Annotated in this window: 16 protein-coding genes and 1 tRNA gene; 5 read left to right on the top strand and 12 right to left on the bottom strand. The window is 62.9% G+C overall.

Annotated elements, in window-relative coordinates:
• Nucleotides 1-209 precede the first annotated feature (209 nt).
• The 3 genes from ACH2CW_RS04615 to ACH2CW_RS04605 form a co-directional block, all read right to left on the bottom strand.
• The gene (locus ACH2CW_RS04615) at nt 210-1706 is read right to left on the bottom strand and encodes a tripartite tricarboxylate transporter permease (RefSeq protein WP_395055665.1); all 1497 of its coding nucleotides are present in this window, start codon (nt 1704-1706) and stop codon (nt 210-212) included.
• Between the two features lie 3 nt (nt 1707-1709).
• Complete coding sequence (locus ACH2CW_RS04610; protein ID WP_395055664.1) at nt 1710-2231, bottom strand: tripartite tricarboxylate transporter TctB family protein; 522 nt, start codon at nt 2229-2231, stop codon at nt 1710-1712.
• 161 nt (nt 2232-2392) lie between these two features.
• Nucleotides 2393-3352 carry a Bug family tripartite tricarboxylate transporter substrate binding protein gene (locus ACH2CW_RS04605; RefSeq protein ID WP_395055663.1) on the bottom strand — a complete coding sequence of 320 codons (960 nt, stop codon included), beginning with the start codon at nt 3350-3352 and terminating at the stop codon, nt 2393-2395.
• A gap of 96 nt (nt 3353-3448) precedes the next feature.
• On the opposite strand from ACH2CW_RS04605, the gene ACH2CW_RS04600 reads away from it, so the two are divergent.
• The 3 genes from ACH2CW_RS04600 (at nt 3449) to ACH2CW_RS04590 (ending at nt 6195) form a co-directional block, all read left to right on the top strand.
• Nucleotides 3449-4129 (top strand): response regulator, encoded by a 681-nt coding sequence (locus tag ACH2CW_RS04600; RefSeq protein WP_395055662.1) that lies wholly within the window; start codon nt 3449-3451, stop codon nt 4127-4129.
• A 112-nt stretch (nt 4130-4241) separates the two neighbouring features.
• Complete coding sequence (locus tag ACH2CW_RS04595; RefSeq protein ID WP_395055683.1) at nt 4242-5639, top strand: sensor histidine kinase; 1398 nt, start codon at nt 4242-4244, stop codon at nt 5637-5639.
• Nucleotides 5640-5787: 148 nt separating this feature from the next.
• Complete coding sequence (locus ACH2CW_RS04590; protein ID WP_395055661.1) at nt 5788-6195, top strand: RNA-binding S4 domain-containing protein; 408 nt, start codon at nt 5788-5790, stop codon at nt 6193-6195.
• A 107-nt stretch (nt 6196-6302) separates the two neighbouring features.
• Here the strand turns inward: ACH2CW_RS04590 and ACH2CW_RS04585 are convergent, their stop codons facing one another.
• Nucleotides 6303-7046 carry an aspartate/glutamate racemase family protein gene (locus ACH2CW_RS04585; RefSeq protein WP_395055660.1) on the bottom strand — a complete coding sequence of 248 codons (744 nt, stop codon included), beginning with the start codon at nt 7044-7046 and terminating at the stop codon, nt 6303-6305.
• 173 nt (nt 7047-7219) lie between these two features.
• Nucleotides 7220-8104, bottom strand: coding sequence for a transporter substrate-binding domain-containing protein (locus ACH2CW_RS04580; RefSeq protein WP_395055659.1), 885 nt, complete (start codon nt 8102-8104; stop codon nt 7220-7222).
• A gap of 245 nt (nt 8105-8349) precedes the next feature.
• Here ACH2CW_RS04580 and ACH2CW_RS04575 point away from each other — a divergent pair, with 245 nt between their 5' ends.
• Nucleotides 8350-9564 (top strand): D-amino acid dehydrogenase, encoded by a 1215-nt coding sequence (locus ACH2CW_RS04575; RefSeq protein WP_395055658.1) that lies wholly within the window; start codon nt 8350-8352, stop codon nt 9562-9564.
• 33 nt (nt 9565-9597) lie between these two features.
• Here ACH2CW_RS04575 and ACH2CW_RS04570 read toward each other — a convergent pair whose 3' ends face one another.
• Both ACH2CW_RS04570 and ACH2CW_RS04565 read right to left on the bottom strand, forming a co-directional pair.
• Nucleotides 9598-10524: a LysR family transcriptional regulator gene (locus tag ACH2CW_RS04570; RefSeq protein ID WP_395055657.1), complete on the bottom strand. Its 927-nt coding sequence runs from the start codon at nt 10522-10524 to the stop codon at nt 9598-9600.
• Nucleotides 10525-10631: 107 nt separating this feature from the next.
• On the bottom strand, nt 10632-10946 hold the full coding sequence (locus tag ACH2CW_RS04565) for an I78 family peptidase inhibitor (RefSeq protein WP_395055656.1): 315 nt from the start codon (nt 10944-10946) through the stop codon (nt 10632-10634).
• 170 nt (nt 10947-11116) lie between these two features.
• Between ACH2CW_RS04565 and ACH2CW_RS04560 the strand changes: the two genes are divergently transcribed.
• Nucleotides 11117-11428 (top strand): hypothetical protein, encoded by a 312-nt coding sequence (locus ACH2CW_RS04560; protein WP_395055655.1) that lies wholly within the window; start codon nt 11117-11119, stop codon nt 11426-11428.
• 59 nt (nt 11429-11487) lie between these two features.
• Here the strand turns inward: ACH2CW_RS04560 and ACH2CW_RS04555 are convergent.
• From ACH2CW_RS04555 to ACH2CW_RS04535, 5 genes are all read right to left on the bottom strand, one after another.
• Nucleotides 11488-11580, bottom strand: a tRNA-Ser gene (locus ACH2CW_RS04555).
• A gap of 59 nt (nt 11581-11639) precedes the next feature.
• Complete coding sequence (locus tag ACH2CW_RS04550) at nt 11640-12908, bottom strand: aspartate kinase (protein ID WP_395055654.1); 1269 nt, start codon at nt 12906-12908, stop codon at nt 11640-11642.
• Between the two features lie 120 nt (nt 12909-13028).
• Complete coding sequence (gene tilS, locus ACH2CW_RS04545; protein WP_395055653.1) at nt 13029-14042, bottom strand: tRNA lysidine(34) synthetase TilS; 1014 nt, start codon at nt 14040-14042, stop codon at nt 13029-13031.
• Entirely contained in the window at nt 14005-14982 is a 978-nt protein-coding gene (locus ACH2CW_RS04540) for an acetyl-CoA carboxylase carboxyltransferase subunit alpha (protein ID WP_096669818.1), read from the bottom strand. Before ACH2CW_RS04540 ends, tilS begins: the two co-directional genes overlap by 38 nt.
• A 23-nt stretch (nt 14983-15005) precedes the next feature.
• Nucleotides 15006-15704: a DNA-3-methyladenine glycosylase family protein gene (locus ACH2CW_RS04535; protein ID WP_395055652.1), complete on the bottom strand. Its 699-nt coding sequence runs from the start codon at nt 15702-15704 to the stop codon at nt 15006-15008.

Here is a 15704-nt window from a genome sequence, read left to right as displayed (position 1 = left end):
CCCGCACCTCGGCAGCGCGCTGCTACCGCGAGGCTCGCAGCCGGGGATCAGCCGCGTCATGAAGCTATTGCCGACCGGTTTAGGCAAGCGCCGACATTCAGGCGCCCCGACCAAGTGTCCGGAGTCGGTCGGAAGCTGCTAGTCGATCAAATACTTCGAATGACTGGAATCAGTCTGAAGCCGTCAGTCAGTTAGCGCTGAAAGAATGACTATTGGCGCGCACGCCGCGCCGACAAGGCCTTGGCCACACGCGGCAACACCAGCACGGCCACCACAATCACCAGCAGGGTCACCGACATCGGCCGCTGCAAAAACACCATGGCGCTGCCCTCGCCGATCGACATGGCGTTGCGGAACTGGGCTTCGGCGAGCGGGCCAAGAATCATGCCGACCACCACCGGCGCGGTCGGAAAGTCAAAGCGGCGCATCACCACACCGAGTACGCCGATACCGTAGAGCAGGAACAGGTCGAAGGCGCTTTGTCGCATGCCGTAGACACCGACCGTCGCAAAAATCAGGATGCCCGCGTACAGGTAAGGTTTGGGAATTTTCAACAACTTGACCCACAGGCCGACCAGCGGCAGGTTCAGCACCAGCAGCATGACGTTGCCGATGTAGAGCGAGGCGATCAGCGCCCAGACCAGCGCAGACGATGAGGTGAACAGTTGCGGGCCGGGCTGGATGCCGTAGTTCTGGAAGGCGCCCAACAAAATTGCCGTGGTGTTGGAGGTCGGGATGCCCAGCGTGAGCAGCGGAATCATGGCCGCCGTCACGGTGGCGTTGTTGGCGGCTTCGGGGCCGGCCACGCCTTCGATGGCACCCTTTGTTCCAAACTCGGTGTTGTCCTTGGCGAGCTTTTTCTCGGTCGCGTAACTGAGGAAGGTCGGGATCTCGGTGCCACCCGCCGGGATGCAGCCAAACGGTGCGCCAATCGCCGTGCCGCGCAGCCAGGCCGGCCAGGAGCGCCGCCAGTCTTTGGCCGTCATGTGGACCTTGCTGAGCTTGTTTTGCGAATCGACAACCCGGCCTTCGTAGAGCACCGCGTACATGGCTTCGGCGACTGCAAACAGGCCAACGGCGACCAGCACGATCTCGATGCCGTCCAGCATCTCTGGCACGCCGCCGGTGTAACGCGCCTGGCCGGTGATCTGGTCCAGGCCGACCAGGCCCGCCGCCAGGCCGACAAACAAGGCCGTGAGACCACGCACCGCGCTTTTTCCAAGCACCGCACTGACGGTGGTGAAGGCCAGCAACATCAGCATGAAATATTCGGGCGGGCCAAGCTTGACGGCGAACTCGGCCACGATGGGCGCAAACAAGGTGACCAACACCGTGGCAATCGTGCCGGCCACAAACGAACCGATGGCCGCCGTGGCCAGCGCCGCACCGGCGCGCCCGCTCTTGGCCATCTTGTTGCCTTCCATCGCCGTGACCATGCTGGCCGTCTCGCCAGGCGTGTTCAGCAGGATGGAGGTGGTGGAGCCGCCGTACATGGCGCCGTAATAAATACCCGCGAAAAAAATCATCGAGGCGGTGGCCTCGACCTTGACCGTGATGGGCAGCAGCATCGCCACCGCAACAGCGGGGCCGATGCCGGGCAACACGCCGACGGCGGTGCCCAATGCGCAGCCGACAAAACACCAGAGCAGGTTGATCGGTGTGGCGGCGGTGATGAAGCCCTGCAGAAGCTGGTTGAGAACGTCCATGATTTACAACCATCCCGTCGAAGTCAGGCCTGGCAAATTGATCGCCAGAAATTGGGTGAAGGCCCAGTAAACCGGCGCTGAAATCGCCAGGCCGATGGCCGCATTTTTCAGCCAGGTTGCAGGCTCGATGCCGGCCTTGCCTTCTGCGCCGCGCAGGCCCTGCACCGCCAGCACAAAACACAGGGTGCAGCTCAGGATGAAACCGATGGTCGTGATCAGCGCCGCATTGGCCAGCAGGCCGGCCGAGACCCAGACAAAGCCGGCCCAGTAAGCCGGTGCGGTGTCGCTGGGCGGCTCCATGGCGCGAAAGCCGCCGCTTTGTGCTTCCCAGATCAGGAAACCGCCGCACACCGCAAGGGCGATAGACACCACCCAGGGCAGGAAGTTGGGGCCGGCGCCGGCATAACCGGCCGCCGACGGAATGCTGACGGCGCCAAAAGCCAGGCCGGCCGCCAGCAGCAGCACGCCGCCGCCAACCAGGGCCTGCAAACGGGTTTGCGCTGGGGTAAGGGGGAGTGGAGTCAATGTTTGCCTCGCTGCGAATGAAGGACTGTCGTCCCACCGCTTGTCATTGCGGGGCTGACCCGCAATCCATGCTGGCGGCACTCCGCAGACGGAGACTCACGCGACATGGATCCCGGATCAGGTCCGGGATGACAGCCGGGAAAAACCGGATGGTCCGGCCCTTAAACCATGCCCGACTTGACCATGGTCGCGCGCAGGCTGGCAAAGTCGTCGTCTACAAACTTCTCGAAATCGGCGCCGGTCAGAACGGCTGGTGTCCAGTTGTTCTTCTCCAGCGCCTCGGTCCAGGCCTTGGACTTCAGCGCCTTGAGCACCCTGTCGGTCAGCTCCTTGCGCTGGGTCGCAGTGATACCAGGGGCGCCATAGAGGCCGCGCCAGTTGCCGATCACCACGTTGATGTCCTGCTCTTTCAGCGTGGGCACGTTGACACCCTTGAGGCGGGTGGCCGACGTGACCGCCAGCGGACGCATCTTGCCGCTGGCAATGTATTCAGAAAACTCGCTGTAGCCGCTGCCGCCAATGGTGACGTTGCCGCCCAGGATGGCCGCAATCGCCTCGCCACCGCCGCGGAAGGCGACGTAGTTGATCTTGGCCGGATCCACACCGACTTCGCGCGCGATCATGGCCGCTGCAATGTGCTCGGTGGAGCCGCGCGAACCACCGCCCCACTTGACGCTGCCGGGGTCTTTCTTGAGCTGCTCGACCACATCCTTCATGGTCTTGAACGGTGAATTGGCCGGCAGCACAAACACGTTGTACTCGCTGGTGATGCGGGCAATCGGCGTGGCCTGGCTCAGGTTGACCGGCGGCTTGCCGGTGATGATGCCGCCCAGCATGACGGCGCCCATGACCATCAGCGCGTTCGGGTCGTTTTTGCTGCCGTTGATGAACTGGGCCAGACCGAGCGCGCCGGCCGCACCGCCCTTGTTGTCAAAGGTCACGGTGGAGGCTGCGCCGGACTCCTGCAAGGCCTTGCCGAGGGCGCGGCCGGTGGTGTCCCAGCCACCCCCCGGGTTGGCCGGAATCATCATCTTTAGGTTGGCCGAGGCCAGGGCTGGCATCGGAAGGGTGGCGGCGGCCGCCAGGGCAGCCATGGATTTGAGGAAGGTATCGCGACGCATGAATGTCTCCTTGTGTTGTTCAACCCGCCCATCATGCGCCGCTTAGCTGTCAAACGGCTGTCCAAAAGTGTGAGATAAGGTGCTAACGTCCGGCCCATGAAACTGCTTTTGGTCGAAGACGATGCCGCCATGCGGACCACGCTGGTCCGCGCGCTGGGGCGCCGCGGCATCCAGATCGAGGCCTGCGGTGACGGGCGGGTGGCGCTGGAAAAGTGGCAGGCGTCTCCTTTCGACGTGATCCTGCTGGACCTGACCCTGCCGGGGCTGGACGGGCTGGAGGTATTGGCCCAGGCGCGGCGCGGCGGCCTGGACACACCGGTGCTGATCCTGACCGCGCGCGGCACAGTCGGCGACCGCATCATCGGCCTGAACACCGGCGCTGACGACTACCTGCCCAAACCCTTTGACCTGGACGAGCTCGAAGCGCGGCTGCGCGCCCTGCACCGCCGACGCCCCGGATCCACAGTCGAATCGGCCTTCAGCCCATACACAGCGGGCGGCATCAGCTATGAAAAAGAGAGCGGCGCAATCTACTTCCGGGACCAGGTGCTGGACCTGGCGCCGCGCGAGCTGGCGCTGCTCAAGGCGCTGCTTGAGAAAAAAGGGCACGCGGTGACCAAGGAGCGGCTGTTCGACCTGGTCTTTCCCGGCCATGTCGAGGTCGCCTACGAAGCGATTGAGGTGGTGGTGTACCGGCTGCGCAAGAAACTCGCACACACCGGCGTGACGCTGATGACGCTACGCGGGCTCGGTTATCTGCTCAAAACCGATGCGTGAGCCGTTACCACCGGAAATACCGGGCGTGAATGTGCGCAGCGAAGGGCCGCCCCGAGCAAGCACGGCCCCCTCGGGGGGCAGCGTAGTACGCGAAGCGACAAGCGTGGGGGCCATGTCCCTCAGGCGTTATTTGCTGCTCGGCATTCTGCTGCCCATCGGCATCCTGATTGTCATCAACACCGTCAGCCTGTACCGGCAGACCCTGGGCGCCATCAACATCGCCTACGACCGCACCTTGCTGGCCTCGGCCAAGACCATCGGTGAGCAACTCGATGTTGAAGGTTATGACGAGTTGTCGGTGCTGCGCGCCACGGTGCCCTACTCCGCACTCGAAGCCTTTGAGGCCGACAACCGCAGCCAGTTGGTCTACCGCGTTTCCAACCTGCAGGGTGAGGTGATCTCGGGTTTTGGCGAGCTGCCATTCTGGCGTGGCCGCATTCCCGATCAGGGCGCCTATGCGGCGCTGGTGGCTTTTTACGACGACCGTTTCCGCAACGACGAGGTGCGGGTGGCGGTGCTGCTGCAGCCGGTGGCCAGCGCGCAGGGCCGCGGCATGGCGGTGGTGCAGGTGGCCGAGACGCTGGAGCTGCGCGAAACACTGGCACGCAAGGTGCTGCTCGACACCCTGTGGCGGCAGGCGCTGCTGATCGCGGTGATTGTGCTGGTCGTGATCGTGGTGGTGCAGCGCGCCACCCGGCCGGTGCGCCGGCTCAGCGGCGAGCTCAAGGCCCGACCCGAGGGCGACTTGACGCCGATGGCCGCGCCCGACGCGCCGCGCGAATTGCTGCCGCTGATCGAAGCCACCAACCAGGTGATGCAGCGCCTGCAGAACCTGACCGAGCACCAGAAGCGTTTTGTGCGTGACGCCTCGCACCAGTTGCGCACGCCGCTGGCCGTGCTCAAGACCCAGGTGCAGTCGGCGCTGCGCGGCGACGTGGCGCCGCAGCAGGCCTTGCAGGAGATCGAAGGCACGGTTGATCGCGCCACCATGCTGGCCAACCAGATGCTGGCACTGGCCAAGGTGGAGCAGTTGCGCCAGCAGACCGATGCGCAGGCCCAGGACTGGCCAGAGCTGCTGCGCGCGGTGGTGGTTGATGTGTCACCGCTGCTGGCCGACAAGGACATTGATTTTGAAATCATCACCCAGCCAGCGACCGTACACGCCCATGAATGGATGCTGCGCGAACTGGCGCGCAACCTGCTGCACAACGCCATCAAACACAGCCCGCGCGGCGGCGCACTGAGCGTGCGTCTGGTCAGCGACGGCTCCTGGGCGGCCCTGACTGTCAGCGACGCAGGACCCGGCATCAGCGCCGAACTGGCAGCCCGGCTGTACGAACCGTTTTCTGCCGGCGACGTGCGCCAGGGCTCAGGCCTGGGCCTGGCGATCTGCCGTGAGATCACCCAGGCACTGGGCGGCAGCATCACCCTGGAAAACCGTGAAGACCATGGGCGTATTGCGGGGCTGGATGCCACGGTACGTTTGCCGCTGGTTCACAATGACGGCTGATGAATCCAGCCCAAATTAATCGTCTGTATCGCGCTTTGCCGGGGTCGCTACATGCGTCTTGACAAGTGGCTGTGGGGTTTGCAAAACGCGCAGACCGGCGCAGCCAAGACCGCGTTTTGCAAACAGACCGGCCCACGGGAGGTGACCGATGCGTCTTGACAAGTGGCTGTGGGCCGCGCGCTTCTACAAGACGCGAACGCTTGCGACCGATGAAATCGCCAAGGGTCGGGTCCGGGTCAACAGCCTGGAAGCCAAACCAGCGCGCGACATCAAGGCCGGCGACACCGTCGCCATGCGCCAGGGACCAGTGACACGCACCGTCGTGATCCGGGGCCTGAGCCAGCAGCGCGGCGCAGCACCGGTCGCGCAGCAGCTTTATGAAGAAACGCCAGAAAGCCTGCACCTGCGCGAAGCCACCGCCGAGCTGCGCCGGCTCAACAACGAGCCAGCCGCCAGCATCGAGCATGGCCGTCCGACCAAACGCGACCGCCGCAGTATCGACAAAGCCGGGAGCAAGAACTGGGGCGACCGCTGGAGCGCGTCGGTCGATCCGTGATGCGGTGGTTTGCTATTGTTTTTGTAGCTATTCGCCCTTTTCACTAAAGGGGAGGCTGCCGATTTGTCTGACAATATCGGGGGCGCATGCGGCCTCTATCGGGTCCTTTAGCTGGTAGGTGTATACGCCCGCTGAGCCAGCGCACGCGCCAGCAGGTCAGCCGGATCGACCAGTTCCAGATGCTCCATCGCGGGCACCGAGCGCAAGACCAGTGGAATTTCCGTGCACCCAAGGATGAGCGTTGACACGCCGTGCCGTTGGGCCAGTGCACGCGCCACCTCAGCAAAACAGTCGTGCGCCAGCGCCAGCTTGCCCACCTTGACGCCATCGTAGATGCCCTGCATCAAACGCTCGCGCTCCGCTGTCAAAGGGGTGTGGCAAAGCAGGCCTGCCTGACCCAGCGCCTGGTCATAAAAGCCAGCGCGATAGGTGCCCTCGGTCGCCAGCAGCCCCACTTCGTGCACACCACGCGCAGCCAGGGCACGGGCCACCTCGCGCGCCACATGCAGCACCTCGATCTGCGGAAACCGCTGCTGCAACGCGCCGTGCCACGCATGCGCCGTGTTGCACGCCACAGCAACTGTCGTGACACCGAGCGCAGCCAGCTTGCCCATAGCCTGCAGCATCGGTTCCAGCGGCTGATGGGGACCGGGGCCGGTGGACTCCAGGGCGGCGCTCCGGTCGGGAACGGGAACCTGGGCCAGCCAGTGTTCAGGAAAGGCCTGGTCCGAGACCGGGATGTTCGATTCCCGCATATGGTCGACGCAGGCCTGGACAAACAGACGCGCAAAATCCGCGCCCGCAGCCGGCCCCATTCCACCCAGGATACCGACCACGCGGGTTTTGTTCATTGATCGACCTCATGGTTGAATGTTGTGGGCCGGGGCGGTGCCGGCCCGCAGTGGATCTCAGGCCTGCGAGAAGCGCCACTGAATCCCAGCGCGCCCCCAAGAGATTCAGGGACCCGGCAAGCGCCGGGCCGTGCGCAAAAAATGGGCGGGCAGCAGCGCCGCCGCCCCGCAACTTACATTGCCGGCTTGTCGCTCGGTGTTTTCTGATTGGCTTTGAGCTCGGCGCTCATCGGCAAGCCCAGGTTCACGCCCTTGGGAGGAATCGGCGACATGAACCACTTGTCATAGAGCTTGGTGAATTCACCCGACTTCATCATGCGGGTGATGGTGCCGTCCACCAGCTTCTTGAACTCCGGATCGTCCTTGCGCACCATGCAGGCATAAGGCTCAACTTGCAGCGCATCACCCACAACTTCCAGCGCGCCAGGATTTTTCGAATTAGCCATCAAGCCGAACAGCAGGATATCGTCCATCGCAAAAGCAACGGCGCGATCGTTTTCAACCAGCAACAGCGAGTCGTCATGGTCTTTGCCCAGGATGATCTGCATGTCGAGTTTGTTGTCAGCGTTGTACTTTCGCATGACTTGGGCATTGGTGGTGCCGGTGGTGCTGGCAACCGTCTTCTTGGCAAGGTCGGCGTAATTCTTCACGCCAGAAGTCTTTTTAACCAGCAGGCGCGTTCCGGTGTAGAAATGATTGATGGCAAACGCCACATCCTTGCCACGTGCGGAGTTGTTGGTCGTGGAGCCGCACTCCAGGTCATAGGTGCCGTTGACCAGCAACGGGATTCGGTTTTGCGAGGTCACGGGCATGTAGCTGATTTCAAGATTCGGCTTTTTCACCTTCTTGCGCACGTCATCAATGATGGCCTCGGTCAACTCCACCGAAAACCCCACCGCCTTGGTTGAGCCGATCAGGTAACTGAAGGGGACGGAGGCCTCGCGGTACGCGACCGTGATCTTGTTGCTATCGGCCACCTTTTTCAGGGTCTGTGCGCCTGCTGTTGTTGCCAGGCCTGATGCCAGCATGGCGGCGATCATGAGTGTCGAATACTTCATACAGTCCTTTCGGGGGGAGCGGAGGTTGTGGGGGAAGGCAGGAATTGACCTCGTCAGTGTATGAACACTTCGCGGCACATGTCATTCATTTTCACGGGAAACCCATGATGAAAACTCATGACTTACCCGGTGGAGGTGCCGGCGCATGTGCGCATAACCACCCGACATGACTGCGACGAATTCAGCATTGTTCAGCCGCAAGCGCATTGCCTACAGTGAGCGCTCTTCAACCACCAGGTATTTTCATGCACGTGTGTGTACTGGGCGCCGGGATCATCGGGCTGGCCACGGCCTACACCCTGCGCCGCGCAGGCCACGAAGTCACCGTGATGGACCGCGCCAGCCCCGGCAGCGGCGCAAGTGGCGGTAACGGCGCCCAACTGAGCTACAGCTATGTCCAGCCGCTGGCCGACCCGGGCATATGGCAGCAACTGCCCAAACTTTTGCTGTCGCCTTCTTCCCCGCTGAAGCTGAGGCCGCGCCTGGACCCGCAGCAGTGGCTGTGGGGTCTGCAATTTCTTGCGGCGTGTAATGGTCCGCGTTCACGAAAAAGCACGGCGTGGCTGCTGGCGCTGGCGGCATCGAGCAGGCAGGCCTTCGACAACATGATGAAGGAGGAACAACTCGATTGCGATTTTTCCGCCACCGGCAAACTGGTGCTTTATTCCAGCGCAGAGGCCTTCACTGGCGCCAAAAGGCAATGGATGCTGCAGCGGCAACTGGGCAGTGTTCAGGAGCCGGTGAGCGCGGACCGCTGTGTCGAGATTGAACCCGCGCTGGCAAACCACCACCGGCAGATTGCGGGTGCGATCTACACGCCTGGCGAATGCGCAGCCGACTGCCAGAAAACCTGCGACGCGCTGCTGGCCGTCCTGCGCCGTGACGGTGTCCGCTTTCTGCTCAATTCATCGGTTGACCAGCTGGTGGTGCGCGGCAACACGGTCGTGGCAGCGGCATGCTCACAGGGCCCGGTTGAAGCAGACCACTATGTCCTTGCGCTGGGCGCGCAATCGTCCCGGATGGCGCGCGCGCTGGGCGTGCGCCTTCCGGTCTATCCACTCAAGGGCTACAGCATCACGGTGCAGGTCGACCAGGCCACAGGTGCGGCACCGTCGGTCAGCGTGACCGACAGTGCCCGGAAGGTGGTTTTCGCGCGCATCGGTTCACGCCTTCGCGTCGCGGGCATGGCCGAGCTTTCCGGCTACAGCACCAGCGTGTCTCCCGCGCAAATCGCATCGCTCAAGGCGTCCACCCAGGCAATTTTTCCCGGTTGCAGTTCCCTGGAAGAGCTGTCCCCCTGGGCAGGGATGCGACCGGCTACACCCACCGGCCTGCCGGTCATTGGAAGGCACGCCGCGGGGCCTGAGAACCTGCTGTTCAACACCGGCCACGGGGCGCTGGGTTTCACGCTGGCATTTGGCTCCGCCCGGCGAATTCAGGCGATGCTGCCCGCAAGCTGAAGCCAGGCATGACAAGCGCCCGGTGCGGGCGCCTCAGGCGCGCAGGCTCGCCGGATCAGCGCCACCGGTTCGGGACAAGGCCTGCTGGAAGCAATGCACAAATGACTTGACGGCCACGGAAGCAGGTTTGGCGGCGGGCAGCAAGGCCTTGATGGGCACGGGAATCCGGGGTTCCAGTTCCAGGACATCCACGCGCTTGAGGTCCACCGAAGCGGCCGTGCAGGAATCAACCAGCGCAACGCCCAGCCCATGGTGGGCCAGGGCCAGAGCCGAGTGATAGGTCTGCACGGTGATGGCAATGTCCAGCCCGACCCCTGCCTCGCGGCAGGCATTGCTGAGGCTGCGGCCCACCGGGTCCAGCACGTCCAGGCCAATCACCGGAACCTTGCTCAAATCGGCCAGCGTGACAGTGCCCCGCTTGAGCAGGCGTGCAGACAGCATTCCTCTGGGGGAAATGCACACGACACGCCCGTCGGCCAGATGCTGCTGGGAAAGCGCCGGATGCGTCACCGGGCTGAGCAAAAAACCCACGTCTGCTTCCTGCAAAGCCAATGTCGACACGATCTGGGGCGAGTGCAAAGCCTTGACGGTGATCGCGACCTCCGGGTGCTTCACCCGAAAAAGCTTGATGGCATGCGGAAGAATTTCATAACTCAGCGCCAGCACGGTCAACAGGCGCAACTCTTTTGCGCTCTCCCCCGTCCTGAGGTTGACGGCCAGGCGCTGCACTTCATCCAGCATGCCGAACAGGCGTTCGATATGCGGGTACAGCGTCAGCGCTTCGGATGTGGCCGTCAACCGCCCCTTGTTGCGCTGAAAAAGCGCAAAGCCAAGCTGCAGTTCGGCATGCTGAAGGATGCGGCTGACCGCCGGCTGCGTCACGTTGATCAGCCGTGCCGCACCGCTCACACTGCCGGTGAGCATGACGGCGTTGAAGACTTCGATGTGGCGCAGTCGCATGGGGTTCCGGGGCTTCTTTTGGAGACAAGCAGTAGCGGGAGATTATCCTGCCCCGCGACCACCCGACCGTCCGTTCCCGCAAGCCACGGCTGCGCACCCGCCGGGATTTACCCGCAACGCACCCTTTTAATGACGCCTGCTGCGTCCACATCAAGGTTGAGCCGCTGCGCATTGAACTCCATCGTGACCATCTGGCCTGGCCGCAGCACACGCGCCATGTAGGAGCCCGACCGCTGGCGCGCCTCCTCGACCACGCTGGCGCCTGCCGTTTTGCCGACAGCAAACTGCGCGCCCTGCGCGTTGCAGACGCCCGCCGTCGGCCCGGTTGGGGCGGTGCCCGTGCCGGCTGGAGGTGGGGCGGGCGTGGTGCAGCCGACAAGCAGCCATGCCGCTGCACTGGTGAGAATGATTTTCAAGGCCATGTTTTCTCCGCGAACAAAACGGTCACCATACCGTGCGAAGGCCGGCCACACCCGCTTTTTTACGACTGGTTGCGTCGGGAACGAATGGAACGGGCAGGATAAAATTGCGTCCTTGCCCGACGCCGGTCTCCCGGCGCTGACCACGATCCATCGCCACTGAAAGGGCACCCATGACACCAAATACCGACGGCACGCTGACCGTCCTTGGCCAGCAGCTCACCACCCGTCAGGTGGAAGAACTGATGCACCAGCTGGCGCAGGCCCGCAACCAGATGCAGCCCCCTGTGCAGGAGGAAGTGACCGCCGACATGCCGGTGCTGGTGCAACACGATGCAGACTTTGCCGTCGCCCAGACACAAACACCCGAGCGGCATGTGAGCTTCGGTCTGCGCCACCTCGGCTTCGGCTGGATCTTTTTCACCTTCTCGCGGGACCGCGCCAAATTCATTGGTGAGGCACTGCTGCAACGCGCCAAGGCCTGAGCAGAAAAACTTGCACCCACAAAAAAGCCGCCCAAGGGCGGCTTTTTTGATTTCTGTCCTGGCGGAAACGAAGGGATTCGAACCCTTGATGAGGCTCTACACCCCATACTCCCTTAGCAGGGGAGCACCTTCGGCCACTCGGTCACGTTTCCTGATTTCTGGCTAACCGTGATTATCTCACGACTTGCCCCGCTGTCCAGCGTGCAGTCCCTCAGGCCGCAGGCTGGTCCAGGTCAAAGGCCTTGTGCAGGGCGCGCACGGCGAGTTCCATGTATTTTTCGTCGATCACCACCGAGGTCTTGATTTCGCTGGTCGAGATCATCTGGATGTTGATGCCCTCTTCGCTGAGCACGCGGAACATCTTGCTGGCGATACCCACATGGCTGCGCATGCCGATGCCAACGATGCTGACCTTGCAGATCTTGGCGTCACCGGTGATCTCTTCAGCGCCCAGCGGGCCCAGCACGCTGGTGCGCAAGAGCTCGACGGCACGCGCGTAGTCGTTGCGGTGCACGGTGAAGCTGAAGTCGGTCTTGCCGTCCTTGCTGACGTTCTGGATGATCACATCGACTTCGATGTTGGCATCAGCCACGGCGCCCAGGATCTGGTAAGCGATGCCGGGCTTGTCGGGCACGCCGAGGACGGAAATTTTGGCTTCGTCGCGGTTGAATGCGATGCCCGATACGATGGCTTGTTCCATTTGTTCATCTTCCTCAAAACTGATCAGGGTGCCGGACTTGGCCTCTTCGTCGATGTTGATGTCCCAGTCGGTGAAACTCGACAACACGCGCAGCGGCACCTTGTACTTGCCGGCAAATTCCACCGAGCGGATCTGCAGCACCTTGGAGCCCATGGAGGCCATCTCCAGCATCTCTTCAAAGCTCACGGTCTGCAGGCGGCGCGCCTCTGGCACGACGCGCGGGTCGGTGGTGTAGACGCCGTCGACGTCGGTGTAGATCAGGCACTCATGCGCCTTCAGCGCAGCGGCAATCGCCACGGCCGAGGTGTCCGAGCCGCCGCGGCCCAGCGTGGTGACGTTGCCACCTTCGTCCACGCCCTGGAAGCCGGTGATGATGACGACCTTGCCGGCATCCAGGTCGGCGCGCACACGTTGGTCATCGATGGACTCGATGCGCGCCTTGGTATAGGCGCTGTTGGTCTTGATGGTGACCTGCCAGCCAGCGTAGCTCACGGCGGGCATGCCCTCGGCCTGCAGCGCAATCGCCAGCAGCGCACTGGAGGCCTGCTCGCCAGTGGCGGCCAGCGCGTCGAGTTCTCGGTGGTAGGCGTCGGCGGCATGGGAAGGCGCGAGTTCCTTGGCCAGGCCCAGCAGGCGGTTGGTCTCACCGCTCATGGCACTGGGCACCACCACCATCTGGTGGCCCGCGCGCGCCCACTTGGCCACGCGTTTGGCGACATTGCGAATGCGCTCGGTCGAGCCCATCGAGGTGCCGCCGTATTTATGAACGATCAGGGCCATTGCAGGAATTTGTCAGGGGTTGGTTAAGCGAAATTCTGCGGGCGGCACACCGGGTCAAACGCAAGATCAGGGTCGCCAGCAAAGCCTCTGATTATATCTAGGACAAACACCTAGGCCGCGTTATGCCGCGTAAGTCAGCACATCCCCTTCTCGCCTCACCTGCCCGTCGGCGACCTTGAGCTCGATCCGGTGGCCGCGCGTGGTGCAGGCTTCAATCTGGCCGAGCAATTGCTCAAGCTGGGCCGTGCTTGGCGCGGCCTGGTGGGCCACGACCAGCCACTGACGCAGCAGATTGCCCTGCCGCGCGCGGGACAAACCCTGCAGGACCTTGATCACCGGTGGCATGCCAACACGCGCCAGGTCTTCAGTGGCGAGCTCGACCAGCAGGGCTTGCGCCTGGGCCGCATGCCGCGCGCTACGCGCGAAGGTCTCGCGAAACTGCGGGAAGCTGTCTTGCAGGGCCGGCATCAGCCGCGCACGGATGCGGTTGCGGGTAAAGCGCTCGTCGGTGTTGGTCGGATCATCGACAAAAGGAACACCGCTTTGCACCAGCCACTGGCGCAGGTCGGCGGCAGGCACCTGCAACAAGGGTCGATGGAACACCATGCCACCGCGCTCGAACCCCGCCGCCATCGCGGACAGTCCCGGCAAACCGGCACCGCGACTGAGCGCCAGCAGCAGTGTTTCGACCTGGTCATCGGCATGCTGGCCGAGCAGCACGGCCTGCAGGCCCATCGATGTGGCGGCCTCTGCCAGCGCCGCATAACGCGCCAGCCGCGCCGCATCTTCCGGGCTTTGACCTGCAGCATGGCCGGCGCTTACATGCACCACATGCAGCGGCAAGCCAAGGCCTTTGCAGGCTTCTTCGCAGATACGCACAAAACCATCGGCCGCAGCTTGCAGGCCGTGATGCACATGGATGGCAGTGACCTGCCCCGGCCAGCGCGCAGCAGTCGCGTACAACAGGGCGGTGGAATCGGCGCCGCCGCTGAAAGCGACGCCCAGGGGGAGCAGAGGAGAAAACTGTTCCAGCGCGGCCAGCGCCGGATTGGGAAGATTCAGCCCGACGCCAGTTGCCGGGTCGGCCGGCGGACGCTTATTTGGCGTCGGCCTTGGTGTCGGTGTAACGGCCATAACTTTGCAGGCGCTCGTAACGGCGGTCCAGCAACTCTTTCACCTTCAAATCGCTGACCTGGCGGAAGGCATCGTTGAGCGCGCGCTTGAGGAAAGCCGCCATCTGCTTGTGGTCGCGGTGCGCGCCGCCCACGGGCTCATTGACGATCTTGTCAATCACGCCCAGCGCCTTCAGGCGGTGCGCGGTGATGCCTAGGGCTTCGGCGGCTTCCTCGGCTTTTTCGGAGGTTTTCCAGAGGATGGAGGCGCAGCCTTCGGGGCTGATGACGGAGTAAATCGAGTACTGCAGCATCACGACCTGGTCGGCCACCGAAATCGCCAGCGCGCCGCCAGAGCCGCCTTCGCCGATGATGGTGGTGATGATGGGCACTTCGAGTTGCGCCATTTCAAAGATGTTGCGCCCGATGGCTTCGGACTGACCGCGTTCCTCGGCGTCAATACCGGGGTAAGCACCCGGCGTATCGACAAAAGTGAACACTGGCAGTTTGAATTTCTCGGCCGTTTTCATCAGGCGCAGGGCCTTGCGATAACCCTCGGGCTTGCTCATGCCGAAGTTGCGCAGGCCGCGCTCTTTGGTGTCTCTGCCTTTCTGGTGGCCCAGCACCATACAGGCGGTACCGTTGAATCGGGCCAGACCACCGACGATACTCAGGTCGTCCGAAAAATGCCGGTCGCCGTGTAATTCGACAAAATCGGTGAACAGCTCATTGACGTAATCCAGGGTGTAGGGCCGCTCGGGGTGACGCGCGATCTTGGTGATCTGCCAGGGCGTCAGGTCGCTGTAGATGTCCTTGGTGAGCTGCTGGCTTTTCTTGGCCAGCTGGTCGATCTCTTCGGAGATGTCAACCGCAGACTCGGTCTGCACATAACGCAATTCTTCAATTTTTCCCTCGAGCTCCGCAATCGGCTGCTCGAAATCGAGAAAGGTCTTTTTGGCCATGGTCTGCTCCTCAGGCTTTTAACTTAACTTTGCTCGGCATCCAGAACCGGCAAGGGGTCCAGCGAGCGCCAAATATACCAAGTTGCAACACTGCAATACGGCGCCCAGGCGGCCGCGACTTCACGCGCATCACTGCGGCTGACCGCTTCACCGGAAAAATAACTCTGGCTGATGCCGTTGATCAGGCCGACATCGTCCAGCGGCAGCACGTTGGGCCGGCGCAGGTAAAAGATCAAAAACATCTCGGCGGTCCACCGGCCAATGCCGCGAATGGCGATCAGTTCGGCAATGATGGCCTCGTCGTCCATCGCCTGCCAGTCTTTCACATGCACCGTGCCGGCATCGAAATGGATAGACAGATCCACCAGGTACTCGACCTTGCGCGCGCTCAGGCCGGCAGCGCGCATGTCGTCCACCTTGAGTTTGAGGACATTGCCGGGCGTCATCTTCCTTGGCAGGGCGGCGAAGCGGTGCCAGACGGTTTGCGCCGCCTTGACCGAAATCTGCTGGCCGACAATGCTCCGCGCCAGCGTGCTGAAGGCGTCGCCGCGCGACTGCAGGCAGGCGTCGCCAAACTGCGGAATCAATCGTTTCATGACCCGGTCCTTTTTCACCAGGTGTTTGCAGGCGTCGGCCCAGTACTCGGGCACGCTGGTCGAGGCGGTCTCGGGGACTTCCGCCAGTTCAGAGCTTGACGGTCCGCTTTTTACTATCTTTTTCAT

Origin of the sequence: Polaromonas sp., from assembly GCF_043778355.1 — a bacterium.
Taxonomy (GTDB): domain Bacteria; phylum Pseudomonadota; class Gammaproteobacteria; order Burkholderiales; family Burkholderiaceae_C; genus Polaromonas.
The sequence above is the reverse complement of the archived record's forward strand: the minus strand, read 5'-3'. Positions and strand labels throughout refer to the sequence as shown.

Bases quoted from the DNA above. Each gene is read 5' to 3' on its own strand.
- ACH2CW_RS04615 (WP_395055665.1), bottom strand. From the start codon at position 1,706: ATGGACGTTCTCAACCAGCTTCTGCAGGGCTTCATCACCGCCGCCACA.
- ACH2CW_RS04575 (WP_395055658.1), top strand. From the start codon at position 8,350: ATGCACGTGTGTGTACTGGGCGCCGGGATCATCGGGCTGGCCACGGCC.
- ACH2CW_RS04585 (WP_395055660.1), bottom strand. From the start codon at position 7,046: ATGAACAAAACCCGCGTGGTCGGTATCCTGGGTGGAATGGGGCCGGCT.
- ACH2CW_RS04590 (WP_395055661.1), top strand. From the start codon at position 5,788: ATGCGTCTTGACAAGTGGCTGTGGGCCGCGCGCTTCTACAAGACGCGA.
- ACH2CW_RS04565 (WP_395055656.1), bottom strand. From the start codon at position 10,946: ATGGCCTTGAAAATCATTCTCACCAGTGCAGCGGCATGGCTGCTTGTC.
- ACH2CW_RS04540 (WP_096669818.1), bottom strand. From the start codon at position 14,982: ATGGCCAAAAAGACCTTTCTCGATTTCGAGCAGCCGATTGCGGAGCTC.
- ACH2CW_RS04580 (WP_395055659.1), bottom strand. From the start codon at position 8,104: ATGAAGTATTCGACACTCATGATCGCCGCCATGCTGGCATCAGGCCTG.
- ACH2CW_RS04570 (WP_395055657.1), bottom strand. From the start codon at position 10,524: ATGCGACTGCGCCACATCGAAGTCTTCAACGCCGTCATGCTCACCGGC.
- ACH2CW_RS04605 (WP_395055663.1), bottom strand. From the start codon at position 3,352: ATGCGTCGCGATACCTTCCTCAAATCCATGGCTGCCCTGGCGGCCGCC.
- ACH2CW_RS04560 (WP_395055655.1), top strand. From the start codon at position 11,117: ATGACACCAAATACCGACGGCACGCTGACCGTCCTTGGCCAGCAGCTC.
- ACH2CW_RS04550 (WP_395055654.1), bottom strand. From the start codon at position 12,908: ATGGCCCTGATCGTTCATAAATACGGCGGCACCTCGATGGGCTCGACC.
- ACH2CW_RS04535 (WP_395055652.1), bottom strand. From the start codon at position 15,704: ATGAAAAAGATAGTAAAAAGCGGACCGTCAAGCTCTGAACTGGCGGAA.
- ACH2CW_RS04600 (WP_395055662.1), top strand. From the start codon at position 3,449: ATGAAACTGCTTTTGGTCGAAGACGATGCCGCCATGCGGACCACGCTG.
- ACH2CW_RS04595 (WP_395055683.1), top strand. From the start codon at position 4,242: ATGTCCCTCAGGCGTTATTTGCTGCTCGGCATTCTGCTGCCCATCGGC.
- tilS (WP_395055653.1), bottom strand. From the start codon at position 14,042: ATGGCCGTTACACCGACACCAAGGCCGACGCCAAATAAGCGTCCGCCG.